The sequence below is a fragment of the Streptosporangium sp. OZ121 genome (genome assembly GCF_051918885.1).
GTDB lineage: Bacteria > Actinomycetota > Actinomycetes > Streptosporangiales > Streptosporangiaceae > Streptosporangium.
In genome coordinates this window covers 1-20,573 of sequence record NZ_JBPXMC010000046.1, presented here as the reverse complement: position 1 = coordinate 20,573, position 20,573 = coordinate 1, and the positions used below count along the sequence as shown (strand labels likewise).

The 20,573-nt window shown below is 69.4% G+C and carries 20 protein-coding genes and 1 pseudogene; 9 read left to right on the top strand and 12 right to left on the bottom strand.

Annotation, left to right across the window (positions count from 1 at the left end; genetic code table 11):
* Nucleotides 1-78: 78 nt before the first annotated feature.
* From ACTOQ1_RS40735 to ACTOQ1_RS40705, 7 genes and pseudogenes are all read right to left on the bottom strand, one after another.
* Nucleotides 79-1,734, bottom strand: a complete 1,656-nt coding sequence (locus ACTOQ1_RS40735) for an AMP-binding protein (protein WP_440073698.1) — start codon at nucleotides 1,732-1,734, stop codon at nucleotides 79-81.
* On the bottom strand, nucleotides 1,731-3,713 hold the full coding sequence (locus tag ACTOQ1_RS40730; protein WP_440073697.1) for an FAD/NAD(P)-binding protein: 1,983 nt from the start codon (nucleotides 3,711-3,713) through the stop codon (nucleotides 1,731-1,733). The genes ACTOQ1_RS40735 and ACTOQ1_RS40730 overlap by 4 nt, the downstream gene beginning before the upstream one ends.
* A 55-nt stretch (nucleotides 3,714-3,768) precedes the next feature.
* Entirely contained in the window at nucleotides 3,769-5,097 is a 1,329-nt protein-coding gene (locus tag ACTOQ1_RS40725) for a methylaspartate mutase (RefSeq protein ID WP_440073696.1), read from the bottom strand.
* A complete protein-coding gene (locus ACTOQ1_RS40720) occupies nucleotides 5,094-5,576 on the bottom strand; it encodes a cobalamin B12-binding domain-containing protein (protein WP_440073695.1) in 483 nt (160 codons plus the stop codon). The genes ACTOQ1_RS40725 and ACTOQ1_RS40720 overlap by 4 nt, the downstream gene beginning before the upstream one ends.
* A gap of 61 nt (nucleotides 5,577-5,637) precedes the next feature.
* Nucleotides 5,638-6,054 (bottom strand): cupin domain-containing protein, encoded by a 417-nt coding sequence (locus ACTOQ1_RS40715; RefSeq protein WP_440073694.1) that lies wholly within the window; start codon nucleotides 6,052-6,054, stop codon nucleotides 5,638-5,640.
* Nucleotides 6,055-6,281: 227 nt separating this feature from the next.
* Nucleotides 6,282-7,016, bottom strand: coding sequence for a substrate-binding domain-containing protein (locus ACTOQ1_RS40710; protein WP_440073732.1), 735 nt, complete (start codon nucleotides 7,014-7,016; stop codon nucleotides 6,282-6,284).
* Nucleotides 7,017-7,064: 48 nt separating this feature from the next.
* Nucleotides 7,065-7,244, bottom strand: a pseudogene (locus ACTOQ1_RS40705) (helix-turn-helix domain-containing protein); the annotation flags it as partial.
* A gap of 1,113 nt (nucleotides 7,245-8,357) precedes the next feature.
* Between ACTOQ1_RS40705 and ACTOQ1_RS40700 the strand changes: the two are divergent.
* Nucleotides 8,358-8,924 carry a DoxX family membrane protein gene (locus tag ACTOQ1_RS40700; protein ID WP_440073693.1) on the top strand — a complete coding sequence of 189 codons (567 nt, stop codon included), beginning with the start codon at nucleotides 8,358-8,360 and terminating at the stop codon, nucleotides 8,922-8,924.
* Between the two features lie 73 nt (nucleotides 8,925-8,997).
* Here the strand turns inward: ACTOQ1_RS40700 and ACTOQ1_RS40695 are convergent, their stop codons facing one another.
* On the bottom strand, nucleotides 8,998-9,630 hold the full coding sequence (locus tag ACTOQ1_RS40695; RefSeq protein ID WP_440073692.1) for a CGNR zinc finger domain-containing protein: 633 nt from the start codon (nucleotides 9,628-9,630) through the stop codon (nucleotides 8,998-9,000).
* 113 nt (nucleotides 9,631-9,743) lie between these two features.
* Here ACTOQ1_RS40695 and ACTOQ1_RS40690 point away from each other — a divergent pair, with 113 nt between their 5' ends.
* From ACTOQ1_RS40690 to ACTOQ1_RS40670, 5 genes are all read left to right on the top strand, one after another.
* On the top strand, nucleotides 9,744-10,286 hold the full coding sequence (locus ACTOQ1_RS40690) for a carboxymuconolactone decarboxylase family protein (protein ID WP_440073690.1): 543 nt from the start codon (nucleotides 9,744-9,746) through the stop codon (nucleotides 10,284-10,286).
* 184 nt (nucleotides 10,287-10,470) lie between these two features.
* On the top strand, nucleotides 10,471-10,992 hold the full coding sequence (locus tag ACTOQ1_RS40685) for an HPP family protein (RefSeq protein WP_440073689.1): 522 nt from the start codon (nucleotides 10,471-10,473) through the stop codon (nucleotides 10,990-10,992).
* A 37-nt stretch (nucleotides 10,993-11,029) separates the two neighbouring features.
* Entirely contained in the window at nucleotides 11,030-11,665 is a 636-nt protein-coding gene (locus ACTOQ1_RS40680; RefSeq protein ID WP_440073688.1) for a pyridoxamine 5'-phosphate oxidase family protein, read from the top strand.
* Between the two features lie 238 nt (nucleotides 11,666-11,903).
* A complete protein-coding gene (locus ACTOQ1_RS40675) occupies nucleotides 11,904-13,334 on the top strand; it encodes a vanadium-dependent haloperoxidase (protein ID WP_440073686.1) in 1,431 nt (476 codons plus the stop codon).
* 142 nt (nucleotides 13,335-13,476) lie between these two features.
* A complete protein-coding gene (locus tag ACTOQ1_RS40670) occupies nucleotides 13,477-13,902 on the top strand; it encodes a tautomerase family protein (protein ID WP_440073685.1) in 426 nt (141 codons plus the stop codon).
* Nucleotides 13,903-13,943: 41 nt separating this feature from the next.
* On the opposite strand, the gene ACTOQ1_RS40665 is transcribed toward ACTOQ1_RS40670, so the two are convergent.
* Together ACTOQ1_RS40665 and ACTOQ1_RS40660 are read right to left on the bottom strand one after the other, a co-directional pair.
* Entirely contained in the window at nucleotides 13,944-14,195 is a 252-nt protein-coding gene (locus tag ACTOQ1_RS40665) for a sigma factor-like helix-turn-helix DNA-binding protein (protein ID WP_440073730.1), read from the bottom strand.
* Nucleotides 14,196-14,246: 51 nt separating this feature from the next.
* Nucleotides 14,247-15,029 (bottom strand): alpha/beta fold hydrolase, encoded by a 783-nt coding sequence (locus ACTOQ1_RS40660; protein WP_440073684.1) that lies wholly within the window; start codon nucleotides 15,027-15,029, stop codon nucleotides 14,247-14,249.
* A gap of 60 nt (nucleotides 15,030-15,089) precedes the next feature.
* Here ACTOQ1_RS40660 and ACTOQ1_RS40655 point away from each other — a divergent pair, with 60 nt between their 5' ends.
* Nucleotides 15,090-15,443: a MerR family transcriptional regulator gene (locus ACTOQ1_RS40655; protein WP_440073682.1), complete on the top strand. Its 354-nt coding sequence runs from the start codon at nucleotides 15,090-15,092 to the stop codon at nucleotides 15,441-15,443.
* 128 nt (nucleotides 15,444-15,571) lie between these two features.
* Here the strand turns inward: ACTOQ1_RS40655 and betA are convergent, their stop codons facing one another.
* Nucleotides 15,572-17,218, bottom strand: coding sequence for a choline dehydrogenase (gene betA, locus ACTOQ1_RS40650; protein ID WP_440073681.1), 1,647 nt, complete (start codon nucleotides 17,216-17,218; stop codon nucleotides 15,572-15,574).
* Nucleotides 17,219-17,348: 130 nt separating this feature from the next.
* Here betA and ACTOQ1_RS40645 point away from each other — a divergent pair, with 130 nt between their 5' ends.
* Complete coding sequence (locus ACTOQ1_RS40645) at nucleotides 17,349-18,149, top strand: IclR family transcriptional regulator (RefSeq protein WP_440073680.1); 801 nt, start codon at nucleotides 17,349-17,351, stop codon at nucleotides 18,147-18,149.
* Nucleotides 18,150-18,268: 119 nt separating this feature from the next.
* Here the strand turns inward: ACTOQ1_RS40645 and ACTOQ1_RS40640 are convergent, their stop codons facing one another.
* A complete protein-coding gene (locus ACTOQ1_RS40640; protein ID WP_440073679.1) occupies nucleotides 18,269-18,829 on the bottom strand; it encodes a YciI family protein in 561 nt (186 codons plus the stop codon).
* Between the two features lie 619 nt (nucleotides 18,830-19,448).
* Between ACTOQ1_RS40640 and tnpB the strand changes: the two genes are divergently transcribed.
* A partial coding sequence (tnpB, locus tag ACTOQ1_RS40635) for an IS607 family element RNA-guided endonuclease TnpB (protein WP_440073677.1) occupies nucleotides 19,449-20,573 on the top strand: 1,125 nt, incomplete at its 3' end.

The window sequence follows — 20,573 nt, the reverse complement described above, 5'->3', positions numbered from 1 at the left end:
TCGAGCCGTTACACCGGCCGGCCCACCCCTCCGGCAGGAGGTAAGCGGCTGTTTCCGGTTTCTTGGCGGTACCCCAGGTCAACAGGTCGCCGTGTTACGTAGTTCAGCTCGGCGAATCTTGCCGGAGAGTGTTTTAGGCAGGCTGTCGGTGAAGGTCACGGAATGGATGTGCTTTTCGACCGGAAGGCGGGCATGGGCCGCGGCGAGAACGGCCCGGGTGGTGGCCTCCTCAGCTCGCCATCCGGTAGCCGGCACCAAGAACGCGTGTGGTACCCATTGACCGATGGGATGCGGCACCGGGACGACGGCGACGTCGGCCACAGCCGGGTGGGAACGCAGTGCGTGTTCCAGCTCCAGCGGTGAGATGCGGTGGTCGAAGGACTTGAACATGTCATCCACGCGGCCGACGTAGGTCAGGTAACCATCGGCAGAACGGGTCACCAGGTCACCGGTCCAGTAGTGACCGCTGATGAAGGCCGCGTCGGTGCGGGCCTTATCCCCCTGGTAGCTGGCCATGACACCGGCAGGCTGGTCTGAGAGATCGATGCAGAGCTCCCCCACGGTCCCGTCCGAAACAGGCTCCCGGGTATCCGGGTCGAGGACGGCAAGACGGTAACCAGGCAACGGCAGCCCCATCCGGCCGGGGGTGACCAGCCTGCCCGGGGGGTTGCCGATCTGGGCGGTGGTCTCGGTCTGGCCGTAGCCGTCGCGGATCTCCAGGCCCCAGGCGTGCCGTACGGCGTGGAAGGTGGCCGAGTCGAGCGGTTCGCCGGCGCTGGTCGCCTCCCGCAGGTGGGCGGGAGGCTCGGGCAGCCCGTGGGCGACGAGTGAACGCCAGACGGTCGGCGGAGCACAAAAAGCCGTGACAGGGTGTCGGTACAGGGTGTCGAGGATGTCTGGTGGGGTGTCGGCACCGGGGGCCAGGGCCAGGATGGTCGCCTCGGCGTTCCAGGGCACGAAGAATGAGCTCCAGGCGTGTTTGGCCCAGCCCGGGGCCGAGATGTTGAGGTGGAGGTCGCCGGGGCGCAGGCCGTTCCAGTACATGCCGGACAGGTGGCCGACTGGATAGCTGAGGTGGGTGTGGCGGACGATCTTCGGCTGGGAGGTGGTGCCGGAGGTGAAGTAGAAGAAGAGCGTGTCGTCGCCGCGGGTACGGCCATGCGGGTGGAAGGCTGGGGCGTGGCGATGGGAGTCGTGATACTCCAGCCAGCCCGGGGCTGGCGGTCCGACGGCGATTTTGGTCACTGCTCCCCCCTGCACGGCGGCGACCCGGGCAGTGAGGCGGCTGTCGGCGATGACATGACGGATGTCCGCACGGCTGATCCGGTCGGCGAGGTCGTCGACGGTGGCGGTGGTGTAGGTAGGCACGATGACCGCGCCGATCTTGATAGCCGCCAGCATGCTTTCCCATAGTTCGACGCGGTTGTCGAGCAGAAGCAAGATCGCCTCGCCGCGCTGCACGCCGTGGGCGCTCAGCCAGCCGGCGAGCTGATCGGAGCGGCGGGCCAGCTGGTCGAACGTCACGATGTGGTTCTCACCGTTGCCGGTGATCTGCAAGGCGGTGCAGTGGTTTCCCCTCGCCATCGGGTCGAACCAGTCCAAAGCCCAGTTGAAGTACATCGGCCGGGGCCAGCGGAATTGCCGGTAGGCGCCCTCAGGGTCGTCACGCTGGGCCAGCAGGAAATCGCGGGCCTTGCGAAACTCCTGTCCGGCCGGCGACAGGGCGCGGCTCACCGTTGGTCCGTGCGGCTGGCCAGGGCCACGGCAGTCCGTGGCGAGGAAACGGCGACCGGATGTGGTGCTGGGGTGGTGAGCAGGTCTTCGGCGATCGCGTCGGCGTCTCGGTAGAAGAGGGTGTTGACGCCGGGCCTGCTGCTGCCGACCTGGGTGAACCAGCGGGTGTGCTCGGTGGGGATGCCGATGGCGTAGAGGTCGGTGAGCACCTTGCCGGCGTGGTTGACGACGTAGAACGGGGCGGGTGTGACCGCCATCCCTCCGGTGTCACGGCGTTGGCTGCAGGCCAGGTCCTCGACGACATACTCGCTGACGATGCCGTCGGCGACGAGTTGGCGGATGAGCGGGGAGGTGTCGCTGGCGAGGTGCGGGGTGGGGATGCGGGCGTCAATGAGGGTGTGGAGGTGGCGTCCGGAGCCGTCGACCTGCGGCGAGTGGACGTGGATGTGGGCGGCTTTCTCGTCGAGGGTGAAACGGGCGTCGGGGCCGACGACCTCGACCAGTCCGGCTTCGATCAGTGCGAGCATCTGGCGTACCCGATCCCGGGGCGGCCCGGCCGACAGCAGTGCGTTGACGGGCAGGAAACGTGTGAGAAAGGCCTGGCGGTGGGAGTCTGGCAGCAGACCGCCGTAGTCGACCGCCTCGCGGACTATGTTGCGGATGTCGCGCAGAACGTCGAGAGCGGTCTTGAGCGGGCCGTCGTGGTTGCCGAGTTCCGCTTGGTCGAGGTCGTGTCGGATGTGCTGGAGCAGCTCGGCGCGGAAGGCGGCAGGAGTGGGGTAGTGGCGGTGGGCGAAAGGGCGGGCGAGGGCGAAGATATCGAGTGGGTCCACATCGGTCAGGCCGGTGTCGGCGAGCAGCTTGTGGACGGCCCGCGGGTCGCCCGCCGCAGCGAGATGACCGCGGGCGAAGGTCTCGGCGGCAGCCTCGCCGGAGCGGTTGCGCACATGTGTTGTGTAGTAGACGTGCTCGACTTCGCGCAGCAGTAGCGGGAGCACGTCCTCGTCGAAGTCCAGTCTGGGGCTGCCGGTCAGGAGGTATCGGCGGCCGCGGGCGGCGGCCAGGGCCTCGCGGGTGAGGAAGCGGGCCAAGTGGCTGTACTGGGGGCTTTTCTGGTTGCGGCCGCGCGCGGGAATGGGCAGACCGCTACGGGAGGCGGCGATGAGATGAGGCTCGGCACCGCTCGGATGGTAGACCAGTGAGCCGTCGGCCGTGGTGAACGTTCCACCACGGCCAATGGTGAGGCTGAGCATCACGTCGTAAAAGGACAAGCCCATGCCGAGAATGCCGACGGCGGTTCCAGGCGGGACGCTGGTGGTGGACAGGTCCATTTCGGCGGCGGAGTCGGCCGGCAGGTAGTGCAGGTGCGGGTGGCGCGCGGTGAAGTCGAGCAGCTCCCGCTCGAACGCGGTGGGGGCATTGGTGGGGTGGCCGGTGGCCAGGACGGCCTTGTCCACCGTCAGATGGCTCTGGCCGTGCTCGAGTTCGAGATGGTAGCCGCCCTCGGGCCGGGGAGTGAGCGCGGTGACCCGGTCGTGGATGGGCAGCAGTTCAGTGCCGGTCGGCAGGTGCTGTCGGATGGTGTCGAAGACGGAGCGCAGGTACTGACCGTAGCGCTGCCGGGAGGCATAGTCGTCGGAGCCGAGTGGTTGCTGGCCATGGGCGCGGGCCTGTTCAGCGATCCATTGTCCGAGCGAGGGCCCGGCGCCGGGCCGGGCCGGGCCGTCATCTGGTTCACCGGAGTACATGGTGACCTGACCGACGACGGTGTTCATGGTGAACCAGTCGGGTTGGTCGGTGCGCCAGATACGCCCGGCTCCGACCTCGACGGCGTCGATCGCATAGACGCGTACCACCCGATCGGAAAGATCGAGGCGGCGTAGGCGGTAGATGAGGCGTTCCAGGACGGAGAGGCCTCGGGGGCCGGTACCGATGATGGCGATACTGAGCGGACGCGCTCGATAAGCGTCTCTGGTCACGATAGTTTCCCTCGTTTACCAAGGCTGGGCTGGTCGTGGCGGCAGCGGCGGCCGGTCAGGTCGTGCCGGGCGCGGTGAGTCGGCGGGCGGCCTGGCGGTGGTGCCCGGTGAGCGCCTGGCGGTCGAAGGTGCGCTGGAGGTGAGAGAGCATGCCGAGCAGGTCGTCCGCTCTCAGCGGTGCCGCGCCGGCCCGTTGCACAACAGGCAGTGGCATGCGGCCAACGGTGAGCCAGCGCAGCCGGCCTTCGGCGTCGAGGTAGCTACGGGCGCGTTGGGCGTTGTCGGCGTGCAGGCAGTACGGGACGTCGAGAATGCCCAGCCGGAAGGCCTCGCGCAGGGCCCGGTCCAGGTTCGGGTGCAGGTTGAGCACAGCCTCGACCAATACGCGGGCCTCCTGATGGACGGCCAGGCCGAGTTCTGGGTCGCCGTCCTCGTCGTCGGCGGGGACGGCGGGGCGGGGGGTGGTGCGCGCGGTGGCCCAGGCTTCTTCGAGGGCTTGGACGTTGTCTCCGATAGTGGGGATGCGGTGGGCCTCGGCGGGTGTCTTGACGATGAGCCGTTCGGTGCCGGTATGCGCGGCCAGTCGGGCGCTGCGGCGCAGCAGTTCCAGGGCGCCGTGAGGCGTGCGTGGGAAGACGCCCATGTAGGTGTAGAGCACGACGTGCCAGTCGGTGTCGCCCAGGTGCTCGGCTGCGAGCCGACGCAGGGCTCGGATGGCGTACACATCCTGGGTGAAGTCGGTCTGCTGGGCGTAACTGAGCGAGATGCTGTGCAGGCCGTGCTGGCGGAAGAACAATCCCTCCAGCACCGAGAGCGCCACCAGCAGCGAGGGCGGGCACAGCTGGCCGAGCATGCAGCCGCCGAAGCTCTCCAGGTGAGCACCGGGGACGTTCTCGGCGAGGACTTCACAGCTGTGTGCCCAGGCGCGGACGGCCTCATTCAAAGGAGTACGGCTATAGGGCAGGCAGTATGAGACCGGACCTCCCTCGGTCGCGTCCAGTCCCGCGTCGATCAGGGCCTCGACGACGCCGAGCGGCAACGGGGTGCCGTGACGCACCTGGATGGGCAGGCCTTCTGCTCCGGCGCCGACGATCATGGCGCGAGTGGCGGCACCGCCGTGGGCGACGATCGGGAAGCCGTTGAGCTCGGCGCCTTCGACCAGTGCGCGCCGGGCAGAGTCGTGGTCTCCCACCCGGGTGTAACTGTCGAGGGTGATGGTGCCGACGGTGCGGGCCTGGGCACGACCGACCGCATTCAGGCCGGCGGCCATCTCGGTAAGTGTGGAAAAGCCCATGCGTGGCTGGACGAGGAGCTCACCGGCGGCACGGGCCTCGGCCACCGCAGCGGCGAAGCGCCCGAGACGGGGAGTGTGATGAGCGGTCACGATGCGGCGTTGCTGGATGCGAGGGCCTGTGTGGGGGCCGCCAGGTACCGCTGGAACTCCTCCACGCCGCCGGACCCCTCGAAGACGGCGTTGAAGCCGGCGGCGAGCAGGCCCGGCCCCAGGGCCGTATTGGCCGCGCCCTGAGTTCCGAGCTTGCCGCCGATGACGACGGGCAGATCAGCCAGATCGGGCTCGGCCCGCAGCCGGGCGATGAGACGGCGGCCGTCCAGGTGGCCGTGGCCGTTGACGCTGCTGATGACGACGAGGTCCGGGTGCAGGCGCCGGCACTCGGCGAGCAGGAGGTCGTCCGGTACACAGGCGCCCAGGTTGGCGACCTGTGCACCGGTCTCCTCCAGAAGAAGCTGAAGGAACACCAGATTCCAGGTGTGGGAGTCGGAGGAGACACTCGACACCAGGATGCGCCGGACCCGCCCGGTATGAGGGGCCAGCGTCGGCGCGGGGATGGCAGGTGGGTGCATGACAGGGCCTCACGTGCTCGATGGAACGAAACGGCGGGAACGCGGGAACGCTGCCTTGAGTTCAGGCGCCGGCGGCGGCGCCGACCGGGCGGATGGGCCGATCGGGGGTGCGGGCTGCGGCCGGCCGGGTACGGATGGCCAAGACGGTGCAACCCTTGCTGCTGGACATCTGGTGCTGTGTGCCAGGCGCCTCGACGACAAGGTCGCCTTTGCCGTAGCTGCTGCCGTCGCTGTGGTCAAGCGAGCCGTCGAGGACGAGCATGAGCTCGAAACCGAGGTGCTCGTGGTAGTCACCGTGGGCGCCGGGCGGGAAACGCAGGAGCAGGCCGACCGAGTCCTCCCCCTGCTCGGCGTCCGGGGCCCACAGGACGTGGTGCTCGACGCCGATGCGGCCGGGCTCGGTCCACGGTACCCATTCCAGGGTGTCAAGCTCGAAACCACTACGGAATACGTTCTGGATGTAATGAACACCGTTCATGTTCTTCTCCTCGCGTCGAATTGGTTTTCGCGTCGTGGCCGCGTAAACCGCGCTCAATACTCTACGAGCGCCTCCGGTGCAGGTTTTCGCAAGGAGTTGATATCAGGCATCGGCGTTTTTGAAATCCCGGTGTGACCAGCAGGGTCGCCGGGCCGGGAAAAAGCGACGGCCGGCACATCGTCTGTGCCGACCGGATGGAGCGCTGATACGAAAGAGTCGTGGGCCTTTTACGACAGGCTTGCCTCGGCCTGCAGGGTCCGCACGCCGGTACGGGTCTGGGCCACGGTGCCGCGCGCCTTGCGGACCAATTCCAAGAAGGCGGAGACCGCGGGTGACAGCCACGTGCTGCCCGCCCAGAGGGCCTGGACGTAGGTGTCGGTGCGCGGCAGATCCTCCAGCACGGTCAGGCCGTCTCGGGTCAGGTCGGCGTCGATGGCCGTCTCGGGAACCATGGCGACTCCCAGCCCGGCCCCGGCCAGGGAGAGCGCGCTGCGGGTGGAGCCGGTCTCCATGATCGGGGGGTCGATGCCGTACTCGATCTTGAGATGGCGCAGCAACACCTCCTGGGCGGCGCAGTCGGGATCGACGACGAGCACCCGCTCGACACACGGACCGGGCCGCTCTGGAAGGAGGGACGCCGGGGAGGAGGGGGAAAAGGAGAGGCCGACCGGCACCAGCGGCACCCTGAACAGCGACTGGCGGCTGATACCGGGAATGCGGGGGACCTCGTCGGCCGGATCGGTGGTGAGCGTGAGGCCGATGTCGATGTCGCCCGCGGCGACGGCGTTCTCTATCTCGGCCGCGGCCATGACCTTGGGCGAGACCTGCACGCCGGGATAGCGGTAACGGCATTCCCGGACGAGTTCGCTCATCTCGTACTCCATCAGCAAGACCGTGGAGCCGACCACGACCCGGCCGGTGGCCTCCCCGCTGGACCTCATCGCCGTAGACATCTCATCCATGACTGAGAATATTTTCCCGACATAAACCCGGAAAGTCTCTCCAGCCGTGGTGAGCCGCACCCCGTGCGGGAGCCGATAGAACAACGGTGCGCCCACCCGGTTTTCGATGGCACGTATGTGCGTGGTGACGCTCGACTGCGAATATCCAAGGTTTTTTGCGCTTCTGGTGAGACTTCCTGTTTTGGCGACGTCCCAGAATGTTTTGAGTTGGTACAGGGTCAGGTTCATGGCTCCCCGTAGCAAAAGGCCACCTGATAGCTCTTTGTAATGCTTGTAATGACTCTCTACCGTTAGGAATGTTTGCACGAGGTGACCCTTTTGGCAATAGGCTCCCAGGGGGCGCCCTCGCGAGTAATGGTCGACCGAGAGTCACGCATCAAGATCACTTTTTTGGTGACCCGTTTTCGTCCGCGAGGCCGGCGCCGCGCCCGGCCGGATGTGAGACGGCCGCGACGGCTCCCCCTGGCGGCGGCCCGATCTTCGAGGCCCTTAGTAGTGAAGAGGCTTGTCACGGCGTCGGCCGGTCGATGGACGGCCTCTGGGAAACTCTCGCCGCCCCGGTTTCCTCGGCGCGTGGAGGGCGGGCAGGGTCGAAGAGGGCTCGCCGGAGGCGACGACGACCATCCGGTGCCCCTCACCCCGCGCACGGTCACGATCCGTGACACCCCCCGCCCGGAAATTACCTTTCCGGAAACAGGAGGCCAACTTCACCGTTTGAGGCGATCGCGGGGGTGCGACGCTGAGCGCGCGCTCAGCCTCAGGGGTGCGAACAGGCCGAACTACCGCGTTTCCGAACCGGGTTGCACGGTTCGCCATGGGGGTCACCCCTCCTTGGGGCTTCCCGGCGGAGAAGAAGAGTTCATCGCGTCGTCGCGTGTTCGCCATGCGGCAAGGCCGTCCCCCGGAAGGCGACGGCGGACGCCCATGGGGCAGGCGCCGTCTTGCGATCCTCGAAGGGGCGGCGCGGGCCGGCTCGCGGTGAATCTGGCCCGGACGCGCCAGAGGCGTCGTCGAGACCCGTCGGAGACCGGGCGCCAAGCGGCACCGTCGGATCCGGCCGACGACGCCGGCGCCGCGCGCACAGATCGGCCACCCCGATCTCAGATATCGAAGACGCGGACGCCGCGGGCCACGACACGCGGCTAACGTCCGGGGTGCGCAAGGGCACGTGGCGCATCCCGGGCCGGCCTCCGTCCTCACCATGTGGCGGCCTTTCCCTCGTGCGTCCCGTCTTTCCTGCCGCACCGCGGACCTTTCCGCGCCTCCCCCGGGCCGCACGCCGTCGAACGTGCGGTCGCCCCTGTCTCCGGCTGGCCCCGGAACGACCGAAGGACGGGTCACATGAGCTCTGCCATGGAACATGCCCACCAGCGCGCGACGTCCGGCGCCGCGGCCCTCGCGGCGCGCTACCGCCCCTTCAGCGACACCGCCCTGCGGATCAGCGTGGGGGTGGTCTTCGTGTGGTTCGGCGCCCTGAAATTCATCCCGGGCGCCAGTCCGGCCGAGGACATCGCCGCCCGGTGCATGGGGGTGCTTTCCTTCGGGCTGGTCCCCGCCGAGGTCAGCCTGCCGTTGCTGGCCGTCATGGAGGTCGCCATCGGCCTTGGCCTGATCACGGGCCTGCTGCTGCGGACGACGCTCGCGGTGTTCTTCGTCCACATGAGCGGCGTCTTCGCCACGCTCGTCATCGCGCCCGACGCGGTCTGGGAGCACGGCACGTTGCTGGTGCCCACGCTGGAGGGGCAGTACATCATCAAGAACATCGTGCTGGTGTCGGCCTGTCTCGCGGTCGCGGCCAGGCTGGGACCGCGCGCCGTCGCCTCGGGCGGCACGCCCGCCCCGCCCCTTGCCGTCGACCCGGACCACAGCGTGCCGGCGGCCGGGCAAGAGGTCCGGTCGGTGCGCTGAGCGCGGCCCACCGGAGGTGGACGGCTCGGCCCTGGCGGGGCGGGAACCGTGCGCTCCCACCCTGCGGACGGCGTCAACGGGTCTGCTTGACGTTTTTGTAGTGCCGTGCGGCCCGCGCACGGTTCCCGCACGCCGCCGAGCACCATTCCCGGCGAGGGTGGTCCTTCAGGAAGTACAGCACGCACCCTGGAGCGTGACAGGCCTTCAACAGGGCGATGTCCGAACCACCGAGCAGATCGACGGCCTGCTGGGCGATCTCCGCGCGCGCCGTGGCCATCAGGTCGGCCGAGCTGCGCGCCAGCGCCTGCGGCCCCTCGCCCCACGACAGCTCACGCCAGCGCGGCACCACCCGCACCTGCCGGTTGATCACCTCGACGGCCGCCGCGGTCTCCGCGACCCCCACGGCCCCCGTGGTCCCTGGCGGCATCTCGGCACGCTGGACGGCCGCCTTGATCAGGGTGCGGACGGCGTCCCTGAGCGCACGGGTGGCCGCCAGGTCCTCGGCGGTCACCGACAGCAGATCGCGGTCGTCGAACGGCACGGCGAACCGATCCCGCTGGTCCCGGAACCAGGCGGCCACATGCTCCACCCGCTGCAATCCGTCCACGAGGGTGCCGCGCACGGCATAGCTCGCGTTCGCCAATTCGATCGGCAGCGGCTCGCCCAACATCGGGGCGCCCCCGCCCTCAAGCCTTTCCACTCTCATCTTCTAATGGTACGCCTGCCTTGCAGGCATGAGAAAGGTGTGTCATGCTTCTAACGAATAGAAGGCCGACCAACCGTTATATTCAGGCGGTTGCCAACTCCCCGGAGGACCGTATGTCCCACCTGCCGATCATCGACCCCGAGACCGCCAAGGGCCCTGCCGCGGACTTGCTCGCCGCGGTCCAGAAGGCACTCGGCGTCACTCCGAACATGACCAAGGTGATGGCCAACAGCCCGGCCGTCCTGAAGGCCTACCTGGAGTTCTCGGGGGCGCTCGGCGCGGGCGTCCTGCCGGCGGGCGTTCGTGAGGGCATCGCGCTCGCCGTCGCCCAGGAGAACTCCTGCGACTACTGCCTGTCGGCGCACACCTACATCGCCACCAACCTGGCGGGCCTGAACACGGCCGAGGCGCAGGACGCGCGCCATGCCAGGTCCGCCGACCCCAAGACCACCGCGGCCCTCAAGCTCGCCACCACCCTGGTCCGCACCCGCGGCAGCCTCGACGACGCCGACCTGAAGGCCGCCGCGGCGGCCGGTCTGGACGACGCCGAGATCGCCGAGGTGATCGCCAACGTCGCGCTCAACATCTTCACCAACTACTTCAACAAGGCCACCGACGTCGCCATCGACTGGCCGCTGGTCAGCCACAACAGCTGAGCCCCGCGACGCCGGAAAGGTCAACCGTCGCGTTCCACGGACCGGACGGCTTTTCTCCGGGCCGGGTCGGCCGGTTTCCCCCCGTACCGGCCAGACCGCCCGCCCGCGAGCACCGCTGCCGTCTCGGCAGGGTGCTCGCGGGCACTTCTCCGCCTCATCGCCCTCGCCTCGACAAGGAAAGCCGATGTCCGACCAGACCGTCACGGCGGCCGCGAGGCACAAGCTCGCGAGCCGGGCACCCGCCCGGCCCAAGATGGCCGTCACCACCGTCGCCACCCTGGGGGCCGTCCTGGCCCTGCTCGCCCTCGTCGCATTCGGTGCCCTGCTGGACCAGGCCTGGCTGATCCCCCCGCTGGCCGCCAGTGCCGCCCTGGTCTTCGGCGCGCCCGCCCTGCCACTGGCGCAACCACGCAGCGTGATCGGCGGCCAGCTGCTGTCCGCGCTCACCGGATTCACCGTCCTGGCCCTGTTCGGTCACTCCCTCTGGGCCGCGGCCGTCGCCGGCGGCCTGGCCCTCGGTGTCATGACGCTCGCCCGGACGCCGCACTCACCCGCCGCCGCCACCGCGGTGATCGTGGTCGTCCAGCAGTCGTCCCCGGTGCCGTTCCTGCCGATCCTGGCCGCCGCGACCCTCGTCCTCGTGGTCGTCGGCCTCCTCGCCGGACGCACCGGGGTGACAGCGCGCTACCCCACCTACTGGTGGTGAACAACGCCGACCTCGCCGTCCAGCCAGGAGGGTTACAGTGACCAGCCGCTACGCCCAGCTCGCGTTCACTCCGCCGGTACGCGCCCGACAGGTGCGGCACGGCAGCCGCACCGCGTACGCGCGAACCGAACAAGGACCCTCCGAGGCCGACCGGCTCACCTACCAGGAGGCCGACTTCATCGCCTCCCGAGACAGCTTCTACCTCGCCAGCACCGGCGAGAGCGGCTGGCCCTACGTGCAGCACCGCGGCGGCCCGCCGGGCTTCCTTCACGTTTTGGACGGCGCCACCCTCGCCTTCGCCGACTTCCGCGGCAACCGGCAGTACATCACCACCGGCAACCTCCACGGCAACGACCGGGTGGCACTGCTGCTCATGGACTATCCCAACCGAAGCCGGCTGAAGATCCTGGGCACCGCCGCCTCCGAGGAAGACCCGGCCCCCGACCTCCTGAGCGTCGTCAAGCCGGCCGACTACCGGGGCGTCGTGGAGCGGGTCATCCTCATCACCGTCGAGGCCTACGACTGGAACTGCCCCCAGCACATCACTCCCCGCTACAGCCTGCAGGAGGTGGAGGCCATGGCACAGCCACTCCACCTTCACCTCGTCCACCTCGAACGGCGAATCGCCGACCTCGAGGCGGAGAACACGAGGTTGCGCGCCGCAGCACGCTGAGACGACGCCACCCAGGGGCCCCGCGCCGACCGCGCGGGGCCCCTTTCGGCATGCCCGCACTCCTCGGCACCTCATCAAGAATGCCGATTTCTCGCATCGAGGAGGCGACCGTCACCCACCCCCCCGGACAACTAACTTCGGTTGCGGGACGACACCCGAGGCACAGCCCGGCGATCGTCCCCGCCCACACCCGCCGACCGGCGCGTGGCCCCTCTTCCGGCTCCGGAAAGGACCCGGCATGCCCAGCTCCTCCCCCTCCCGCCTCAACGGCAGGAAAGCCCTGACAGCGACGATCCTCCTCGCCGCCCTCACCGCCGCCATCCCCGGCCAGGCGGCTCTCGCCGCGGACTACCCGACCGAACCGCCCGGCTACCACACGATCAACCCGGTGGAGTCGGTTCCCACCGAGGTGGCGAAGAAGGCGGGCCCCGACCACGTCCTGTTCTGGGAGCGCGCCATGCTCCAGGCCACCCGGGAGGCGGGCGGCATCGTGGGCCCGATCACCCGCGCCGGCGCCCTCATGAACATCGCCGTCTACGACACCGTCAACTCCATCTATCCGGTCGGCAAGCCGTACCTCAGCCGCTCCCGCGAACTGTTCCGTCGCTTCGGCGCCCTCGACTCGGCGATCGACTACGCCGCCTACAACGCCCTCAAGGCCGCCTTCCCCACCGTCAACCTCGACGACGACCTCGCCGCGGCCCTCGCCCTGCCCAGCTCGGCCAGTGCCGGCGACCGTGAGCTCGGCAAGGTCCAGGGCACGCGCATCGCCAGGGCACTGATCGCCCACCGCGCCAACGACGGCTCGGCCGACACCACCCCCTACGTCCCGAACCTGGCCCCCGGCCACTGGCGTCCGACCACTCCGGGCGTCGCCCCCGGCGCCCCCAACTGGGGCAAGGTCAAGCCCTGGGTGATCGCCTCCTCCGACCAGTTCCGCCCCGCCAAGCCGGGTGGCCTGGAGACCCCTGAGACCCTGCTGCCCAGCGACATCTACGCCGAGAACCTGAATGAGGTCAAGGCCCTGGGCGCCGCGAACTCCACCGTCCGTACCGCGGACCAGACCCAGATCGCCCGGTTCTGGGCCAACGACCTGGACGGCACCTACAAGCCCACCGGCCAGCAGTACGACCACACGCTGGTCGTGCTGAAGACCTACAAGCCGAAGGCAAGCTCCTTCTACACCGCCAAGCTCTTCGGAGTGCTGTCCGTCGCCCTCGCCGACGCCGCGATCGTCGCCTGGGACTCCAAGTGGAACACCAACTTCGACCTCTGGCGCCCGCAGAGCGCGGTGACCCTCGCCGACAACGACTACAACGACAAGACCGTCGGCGACCCGAACTGGCTGCCCCTGTCCTCCAACGCCAACGGCGTCAACTTCTCGCCGCCGTTCGCGGCCTACCAGTCCGGCCACTCCACCTTCGGCGCGACCTGGGCCGGCATCATGAAGAACTGGTTCGGCACCGACACCATGCCCTACAAGGGCACCACCGACGACCCGAACGCCAGCGGCGTCACCCGGAACGTCGTCTCCTTCAGCTCCGCCGCGGCCGAGAACGCCATCAGCCGCGTCTATAACGGCGTCCACTACCGCTTCGACACCGTCGCGGGTGTCGCCGGCGGGCAGAAGATCTCCGCCTACGTCTGGAACGCCCGCCCGCTCGGCTGACCATCGCACCCCGCGATGCCTGCCCTGTGTCCGCTTTCGCCCACCCGGCGGGAGCGGACACCGTGTTTCCCCTCGGTCATGACAGTTTGAAAACAAACCGCCGTAACCACTTACCCAACCTGAGCACGATCAGGAGCAGGCCATGCCGTTCGTCCAGATCTCGCTGTATCGCAGCCGGCACGGCCGTGCCCGCCAAGTGGGCGACCGCGTACACCAGGCCATGGTCGAGACCCTCAATATCCCTGCTGACGACAAGTTTCAGATCCTCACCGAACACAGCAGCGGCGAACTCGTCTACGATCCCTCTTTTCTCGGCATTGACCGCACTGACGGGATCGTCATGATCCAGATCACACTCGCCACCGGGCGCAGCCGTCAACTCAAAACCGCACTCTTCGCTCGCATCGCCGAGCTCCTCGCCGAGACTCCCGGCATCCGCCCCCAAGACATCTTCGTGACCTTGGTCGAGGCATCGGCGGAGAACTTCTCCTTCGGCAACGGTGAAGCCCAGTTCGCCTACCACCTGCCCCCGCATCTTGCCTCCGCCCCAGAGAGGCACGGACAGTAGTCGAGTACACCCACCACCGAAACCGCCCGCGTGCTGTGGATTCACCGTCCTGCTCTACGCCGGGGCCCGGGGGACCGTGCGGTTACGGTGCCCGGAGCGATGCCGAGGGTTTTGGCGGTGGCCTCGGTGTCCAGGTCGAGGAAGACTCGCAGCGCCACCACCTCCCGCTGCCGCCTGGGCGAGCGCAGCAGGGCCGCCATCAGCGCGGGGTCGATGCCCTGCGCCTGCTGGTGTCCTTCGGCGTCCTGGTCGGCCAGGGCGCCCCGGCACCACCTCCCCGAAGTGGTGGCCACCAAGCGCGGATCCCACCGACGGCGTGCTCGGCGACCTCACCGACTGCTTCCTCAGAGCCCGTGCTCGGCCAGGAACCTCTCGATCATCTCCTGCCACTCGGCGGGCCGTTCGGCCATCACCACGTGCCCCGCGTCCACCTCGGCGTATCGCGCCCCGGGGATGTGGTCCGCCAGGTAGCGGGAGTTGGCCGGGTCGACCAGGATGTCGCGGGTCGCCGCGATGACCAGTGTCGGCACCGTGATCCCGGCCAGGTCCTCCCGGGTGTCGGCGGACCGGCCCAGGGCCGCCTGCTCCACCACCCCGAGCGGCGGTCCGGCCGGGCCCGGCTCCAGCAACTCGGCGAGCTGCTCCTCTGGCAGCCCGTTGAGGAACTCGACGCTGAAACCGTTCACCGTACGCATCCTGGCGAACCCCTCGGCGTCGCCGCGGTTCAGCAAGTACTCCCAGAGCCCCAGGGAGAGGTCGATCTGGTTGTCGGCCTTGGCGAAGCCCGCCGTCAGCACGAGCCCCCGCACCCGTTCCGGGTGACGGGCCGCGGCCCGCACGGCGACGGTGGTGCCCAGGGAGAAGCCGATCACGGTGAAGGTCTCCACCCCGGCGTCGACTGCGCGGGACACCACCGCGTCGGTCAGCTCGTCCAAGGTGAGGCCCGCGGCCGCCCGAGGGGTGGCGCCCGACCCCGGGTAGTCGGAGCCGACGACGGTGTGGCCCTCGGCCAGGACCGGTATCAACGCCCCGTAGTTGTCCGCGACGCTGCCGCTCGCGCCGTGTGCGAGCAGGATGCCGGGGCCGGAGCCGACGACGGTGGTGACGAGATCAGGAATCCGTTTCATGCGTATGAGGTTGAGGCTTCACATCGGTGTGAAGGTCAAGTCCTTCCTGGAGGGAATGCGATGTGGATCGGCGAACTGTCCCGGCTGACCGGTGTGAGCACTCGCTTGCTGCGCTACTACGAGGAGCAGGGCCTCCTGCATCCCGAGCGGGACGGCAACGACTACCGCCGCTACCGCCCCGAGTCCGTCGAGCGGGTCGGGCGCATCCGCGAGTTACTCGCCGCGGGCCTTCCCACCGACACGATTCGCGACTTCCTGCCCTGTGCCGAGAACGGGCCGGAACCTTCCGGCTGCACCCGCTACACCGACATGCTGGACTCCCACCGCACCCGCCTCGCCCGGGACATCGCCGAGCTCCAGCGTCGCCACGAGGCCCTGACCGCCTACACCGACGCCCTGCGCCCCTCTGACTGAGAGGCCCTCGGCCCGGCAACGTGTCCGGCCGTCCCACGGGGAGAGACTCCGCCCGTACGGACGGAGTGGACGGGAGAGCCGCCCCTGGCCGTCCTGGAACAGCTGCGCGGCAACAGTGACGGTGAGTGTCAGGGCCGTTGAGCCGTGCCGTCGCGGTGCCGGTAGAAGTCCGCGTGCTCGGCGGCGAGCGGGGTGTTGCCCAGGATGAGGTCGGCCGCCTTCTCCGCCACCATCATGACCGGCGCGTAGATGTTGCCGTTGGTCACGTACGGCATCACCGAGGCGTCCACCACGCGCAGCCCCTCGAGACCGTGGACCCGCATCGACAGCGGGTCGACCACGGACATGGCGTCGACGCCCATCCTGGCGGTGCACGAGGGGTGCAGCGCGGTCTCGCCGTCCCTGGCCACCCAGTCGAGGATCTCCTCGTCGGTCTCGACGCCGGGGCCCGGTGACAGCTCCCCCGCGTTGAACGCGTCCATCGCGGGCTGGTTCAGGATGTCGCGGGCGATCCGGACGGCCTCCACCCACTCGCGCCGGTCCTGGTCGGTGGACAGGTAGTTGAAGCGCAGCGCCGGGTGGACCCGGGGGTCGGTGCTCGTGATCTTCACCGAGCCGCGCGAGTCGGAGTACATCGGCCCGATGTGAACCTGGTAGCCGTGCCCGCCCGCCGGCGCGGAGCCGTCGTAGCGAACCGCGATGGGCAGGAAGTGGAACATCAGGTTGGGGTAGTCGACGTCGTCGTTGCTCCGGGCGAAGCCGCCCGCCTCGAAGTGGTTGGTCGCGCCGGGGCCGCTGCGCAGGAACAGCCACCGCGCGCCGATCAGCGGCCGGTTGCGCCACTTCATCGCGGGCTGCATCGACACCGGCAGCTTGCAGCCGTACTGGATGTAGACCTCCAGGTGGTCCTGAAGGTTCTCGCCGACGCCCGGCAGGTCGTGCACGACGTCGACGCCGAGGGCGTCCAGCTCGGCGGCGTTGCCCACCCCGGAGAGCTGCAGCAGCTGCGGGGTGTTGATCGCGCCGCCGCACAGGATCACCTCGCCCGCGTGGACCGTCCGGCCGTCGTACTCGACGCCGACGGCGCGCCTGCCCTCGAAGAGGATGCCGGTGACGTGCGCCCGCGTCCTGACCTCCAGGTTGGGGCGGTTCATGACCGGGTGCAGGTAGGCGCGGGCGGCCGACAGGCGGCGACCCCTGCTGATGTTGCGGTCGAAGCGGGCGAAGCCCTCCTGGCGGTAGCCGTTGACGTCGTCGGTCAGCGGGTATCCGGCCTGCTGCACCGCCTCGAAGAAGGCGCCGAACAGCGGGTTGCGCACCGGCCCGCGCTCCAGCACCAGGGGGCCGCCCCGCCCGCGCCAGGAATCGGCGGGGTCGGCGGCCAGGCAGTTCTCCATGCGCTTGAAGTACGGCAGGCAGTGGGCGAAGTCCCAGGTCTTCATGCCCTCGTCGGCGCCCCAGCGCTCGTAGTCCATCGGGTTGCCGCGCTGGAAGATCATCCCGTTGATGCTGCTGGAGCCGCCCAGCACCTTGCCCCTGGCGTGGTAGATCCGGCGGCCGTTCATGTGCGGCTCGGGCTCGGACTCGTACTTCCAGTCGTAGAAGCGGCTCCCGATGGGGAAGGGCAGCGCGGCGGGCATGTGGATGAAGACGTCCCACGGATAGTCCGGGCGGCCCGCCTCCAGCACCAGCACCCGGTTGGCGGGATCGGCGGACAGCCGGTTCGCGAGGGCGCTTCCCGCCGAGCCGCCCCCGACGATGACGAAGTCGTACATGTCTGCCTCGCCTCGTTCAGCAGGAGGTAATGGCCAAAATTGTAGCGAATAGCGCAATAAGCTGCACCATTCGCAACGGCGATTGTTCCTCCGGTGGCATTCGCTGCCCCCCAGCGCCTACAGTCCCGCTATGGGCAACGATCCCCTCGGCGGCCGTACCGCCGACAGCAGTGGCGGAGTCCAGTCCGTCGACCGGGCCATCACCATCCTGGAGATCCTCGCCGAGCGCCGCGAGGCCGGGGTGAGCGAGATAGCCCAGGAGATATCGGTGCACAAGTCGACGGCGTTCCGGCTGCTGGGCGCGCTGGAGTCACGCGGCCTGGTCGAGCAGGCCGAGGAGCGGGGCAAGTACCGCCTCAGTTTCGGGATCATCCGACTCGCGGGCGGGGTGGCCTCCCGGCTCGACCTCACCCAGCAGAGCCGCCCCGTCTGCCGCCGTCTCGCCGAGGAGATCGGCGAGACCGTCAACATCGCCGTGCTGCGCTCCCACTACGCGGTCAACCTGGACCAGGTACGCGGCCCTGCGGCGGTCACCACGCACAACTGGGTCGGGGAGCTCACCCCGCTGCACGCCACCTCCAGCGGCAAGGTCCTGCTGGCCCACCTCGACGACCTGCACCGGGCCCGGCTGGTCGCGGCGGGCGGCCTGAAGCCGTACACCCCGCACACGATCACCTCGGCCGCCGCGCTGGAGGCGCAGCTTCTCCAGGTACGCGAGCGTGGCTACGCCGTCACCGTCGAGGAGTACGAGATCGGCCTGAACGCCGTCGCGGCCCCCATCCGCTCCCATGACGGCGAGATCGTCGCCGCGGTCAGCGCGTCCGGCCCGGCCTACCGCTTCAGCGAGGAGCGGCTGCACGAGCTGGCGCCGGTCATGATCGCCGGAGCCCTGGACATCAGCCACCGCCTGGGCCACACCGAACGGATCTGAGCGCCCGGTCCTTCCTGGTCGCCGTGCGCGACCCCAGGGACCCCGGCGGCCCCGAGCCCCGCTTCGCCGCGAATCGGGTGAGCCGCGGCGCCGCCGTGCCGTCGCGGCGGCGTGCCGTCTCACCGGCCGGGCGAGCGCTGGGCGGGTCTGCCGCCGAAGCGCCAGGGATGGACCTCCGTGCGGCCGCCGCCGGCCGGCAGCAGTGCCGCGGCGGCTTCGCGGTCCGGCGCCTCCACCGCGGCCGCCCGGCCGATCCGCGCCTCGCCGTCGAGGGCGAGCAGCTCGCCGCACACGATCATGTGCCTCGACGGGGCCGGCACGGGGCCGGACCCGCCCATGGTGATCACCAGGAACCGGCCGTAGCCGGCGACGGCCTCGGTGAAGTCCCACATGGTGCGGCCCAGGGCGTTGCGAAAGCGGCACAGCAGCACCGACTCGAAGACGCCGCCGCGGTGGTAGGGCTCCGCGTAGGCGAACGTGCGGGCGGCGTCCGCGTCCGGAAGGTCGACGATGTGCAGGCTGCCCGTCGACACGGCCTCGTCGCCGTCGCCGGTCAACGTGGGGCCGCGGGCGACCAGCGTCTCCCCGTACCCGTCCATGAAGGACCAGTGCTCCTCGCTCAGGCTCATCTTGAGCTCGAAGGCGCCGGGGCGGTCACGACCGTATACGAAATACTCCACGACCGTGCAGCCTAGATGATCGTGGCGGCGGCCCCTCGCGTACGCCGGTGGGTTCGCCACCGGCGTACGCGAGGCCGGTCGGTGCCGATCCGGGCGCGGGGGCAGGCCGAGTCGTGATCACTTTCGGCGCCGACGGCCGGCCCCGGGCTACGGCTGGGGGTTGGAAGCGGTTGGTGGTGGAGCGTGTATCAGGATGTGTGAGTGAGCTTGAAGGAGTGGGTTAAGGCGCAGGGGTGTCCATCCGATCACCGCTTACCGGTGGTATCGGGAAGGCATTTTGCCTGTGCCCGCTCGTAAGGTCGGACGGCTGAGCCTGGTCGCAGACGTCGATCCCGTCGCCTGGCACGGCGCGACCACCGTGGGGCAGGCCTGCGTCTCTTCTGTGGAGGCGTCTTCCTCGGCGTGCCCACCTCCACCGCCCCACCTCGGCGGTCGCGGGCGGCTACGAGATCCAACTCGACGCCACCGCCACAGCTACTGACACCGCTGGCAAGGCTACCGGCTCCTTCTGCGGCTTCCTGCGCTCCCGAGGCGGGCGTCTCTTGCCGATCGGGGAGTCATTGATCATGGCTCCTACGGTACGTTGACGGTCGGCGACGTAGCGTGAGAGGGAGGGTTGATGCGGGTCCACCAGGCCTACCGCTACGCCCTGGACCCCACCCCCGAGCAGGCGCGCCTGCTCGCCTCCCACTGCGGCGCGGCGCGATTCGCCTTCAACTGGGGCCTGGCCCACGTCAAGGCCGCGATGGACCAGCGTGCGGCCGAGCAGTCCTACGGGGTGCCCGATGAACACCTGACCGAGGTGGCGTGGTCGCTGTACGGCCTGCGCCGGGCGTGGAACACCGCCAAGGGCGACATCGCGCCGTGGTGGGCCGAGCACTCCAAAGAGGCCTACACCAGCGGCCTGGACAACCTGGCGCGGGCGTTGAAGAACTGGGCGGCCTCCCGCAACGGCACGCGGGCGGGCAAGAAGATGGGGTTTCCCCGGTTCAGGTCCAAGCACCGCACCACCCCTTCGTGCCGGTTGACCACCGGCGCGATCCGGGTGGAGGCCGACCGCCGCCACGTGACGCTGCCCCGCCTGGGCACCATCCGCACCCACGAATCCACCCGGAAACTCGCCCGCCACCTGGAGCGCGGCACGGGGCGGATCCTGTCGGCCACCGTCCGATGCGAGGGAGGGCGGTGGTTCGTCGCGTTCACCTGCGAGCTCGACCGCCCCGACCGCGCCCCGGCCCGGCCGGACGCCGTCGTCGGCGTCGACCTGGGGGTTAAAGACCTCGCGGTGCTGTCCAGCGGCGAGGTCGTCGCCAACCCCAGGCATCACCGCTCGGCGCTCAGGCGGCTGCGCCGGTTGAACAAGCAGCTCGCCCGCCGCGTCGGCCCCCGCGCCCCGGACGGTAGCAGGCGCGAGGCCTCCGCCCGCTGGGCCAAGACCAAGGCCGCGCTGGGCACGGCACACGCCCGGGTGGCCAACCAGCGGCGCGACGGCCTCCACCAGCTCACCACCCGCCTGGCGGCCACCTGGGGCACGGTGGTGGTCGAAGACCTCGCCATCTCCGGGATGGTCCGTAACCGTCGCCTGGCCCGCGCCGTCTCCGACGTCGCCATGGCCGAGGTGCGGCGGCAACTGTCCTGCAAAACCGCATGGAACGGCGGCAGGCTCGTCGTCGCCGACCGGTGGTATCCCTCCAGTAAGACCTGTTCGGGTTGCGGCGCGGTGACAGCCAAGCTCGCCCTGTCC

Bases quoted from the DNA above. Each gene is read 5' to 3' on its own strand.
- ACTOQ1_RS40645 (WP_440073680.1), top strand. From the start codon at position 17,349: ATGGGCAACGATCCCCTCGGCGGCCGTACCGCCGACAGCAGTGGCGGA.
- ACTOQ1_RS40715 (WP_440073694.1), bottom strand. From the start codon at position 6,054: ATGAACGGTGTTCATTACATCCAGAACGTATTCCGTAGTGGTTTCGAG.
- ACTOQ1_RS40695 (WP_440073692.1), bottom strand. From the start codon at position 9,630: ATGAGAGTGGAAAGGCTTGAGGGCGGGGGCGCCCCGATGTTGGGCGAG.
- ACTOQ1_RS40675 (WP_440073686.1), top strand. From the start codon at position 11,904: ATGCCCAGCTCCTCCCCCTCCCGCCTCAACGGCAGGAAAGCCCTGACA.
- ACTOQ1_RS40660 (WP_440073684.1), bottom strand. From the start codon at position 15,029: ATGAAACGGATTCCTGATCTCGTCACCACCGTCGTCGGCTCCGGCCCC.
- ACTOQ1_RS40690 (WP_440073690.1), top strand. From the start codon at position 9,744: ATGTCCCACCTGCCGATCATCGACCCCGAGACCGCCAAGGGCCCTGCC.
- ACTOQ1_RS40655 (WP_440073682.1), top strand. From the start codon at position 15,090: ATGTGGATCGGCGAACTGTCCCGGCTGACCGGTGTGAGCACTCGCTTG.
- ACTOQ1_RS40720 (WP_440073695.1), bottom strand. From the start codon at position 5,576: ATGCACCCACCTGCCATCCCCGCGCCGACGCTGGCCCCTCATACCGGG.
- ACTOQ1_RS40700 (WP_440073693.1), top strand. From the start codon at position 8,358: ATGAGCTCTGCCATGGAACATGCCCACCAGCGCGCGACGTCCGGCGCC.
- ACTOQ1_RS40710 (WP_440073732.1), bottom strand. From the start codon at position 7,016: ATGGATGAGATGTCTACGGCGATGAGGTCCAGCGGGGAGGCCACCGGC.
- ACTOQ1_RS40670 (WP_440073685.1), top strand. From the start codon at position 13,477: ATGCCGTTCGTCCAGATCTCGCTGTATCGCAGCCGGCACGGCCGTGCC.
- ACTOQ1_RS40685 (WP_440073689.1), top strand. From the start codon at position 10,471: ATGTCCGACCAGACCGTCACGGCGGCCGCGAGGCACAAGCTCGCGAGC.
- betA (WP_440073681.1), bottom strand. From the start codon at position 17,218: ATGTACGACTTCGTCATCGTCGGGGGCGGCTCGGCGGGAAGCGCCCTC.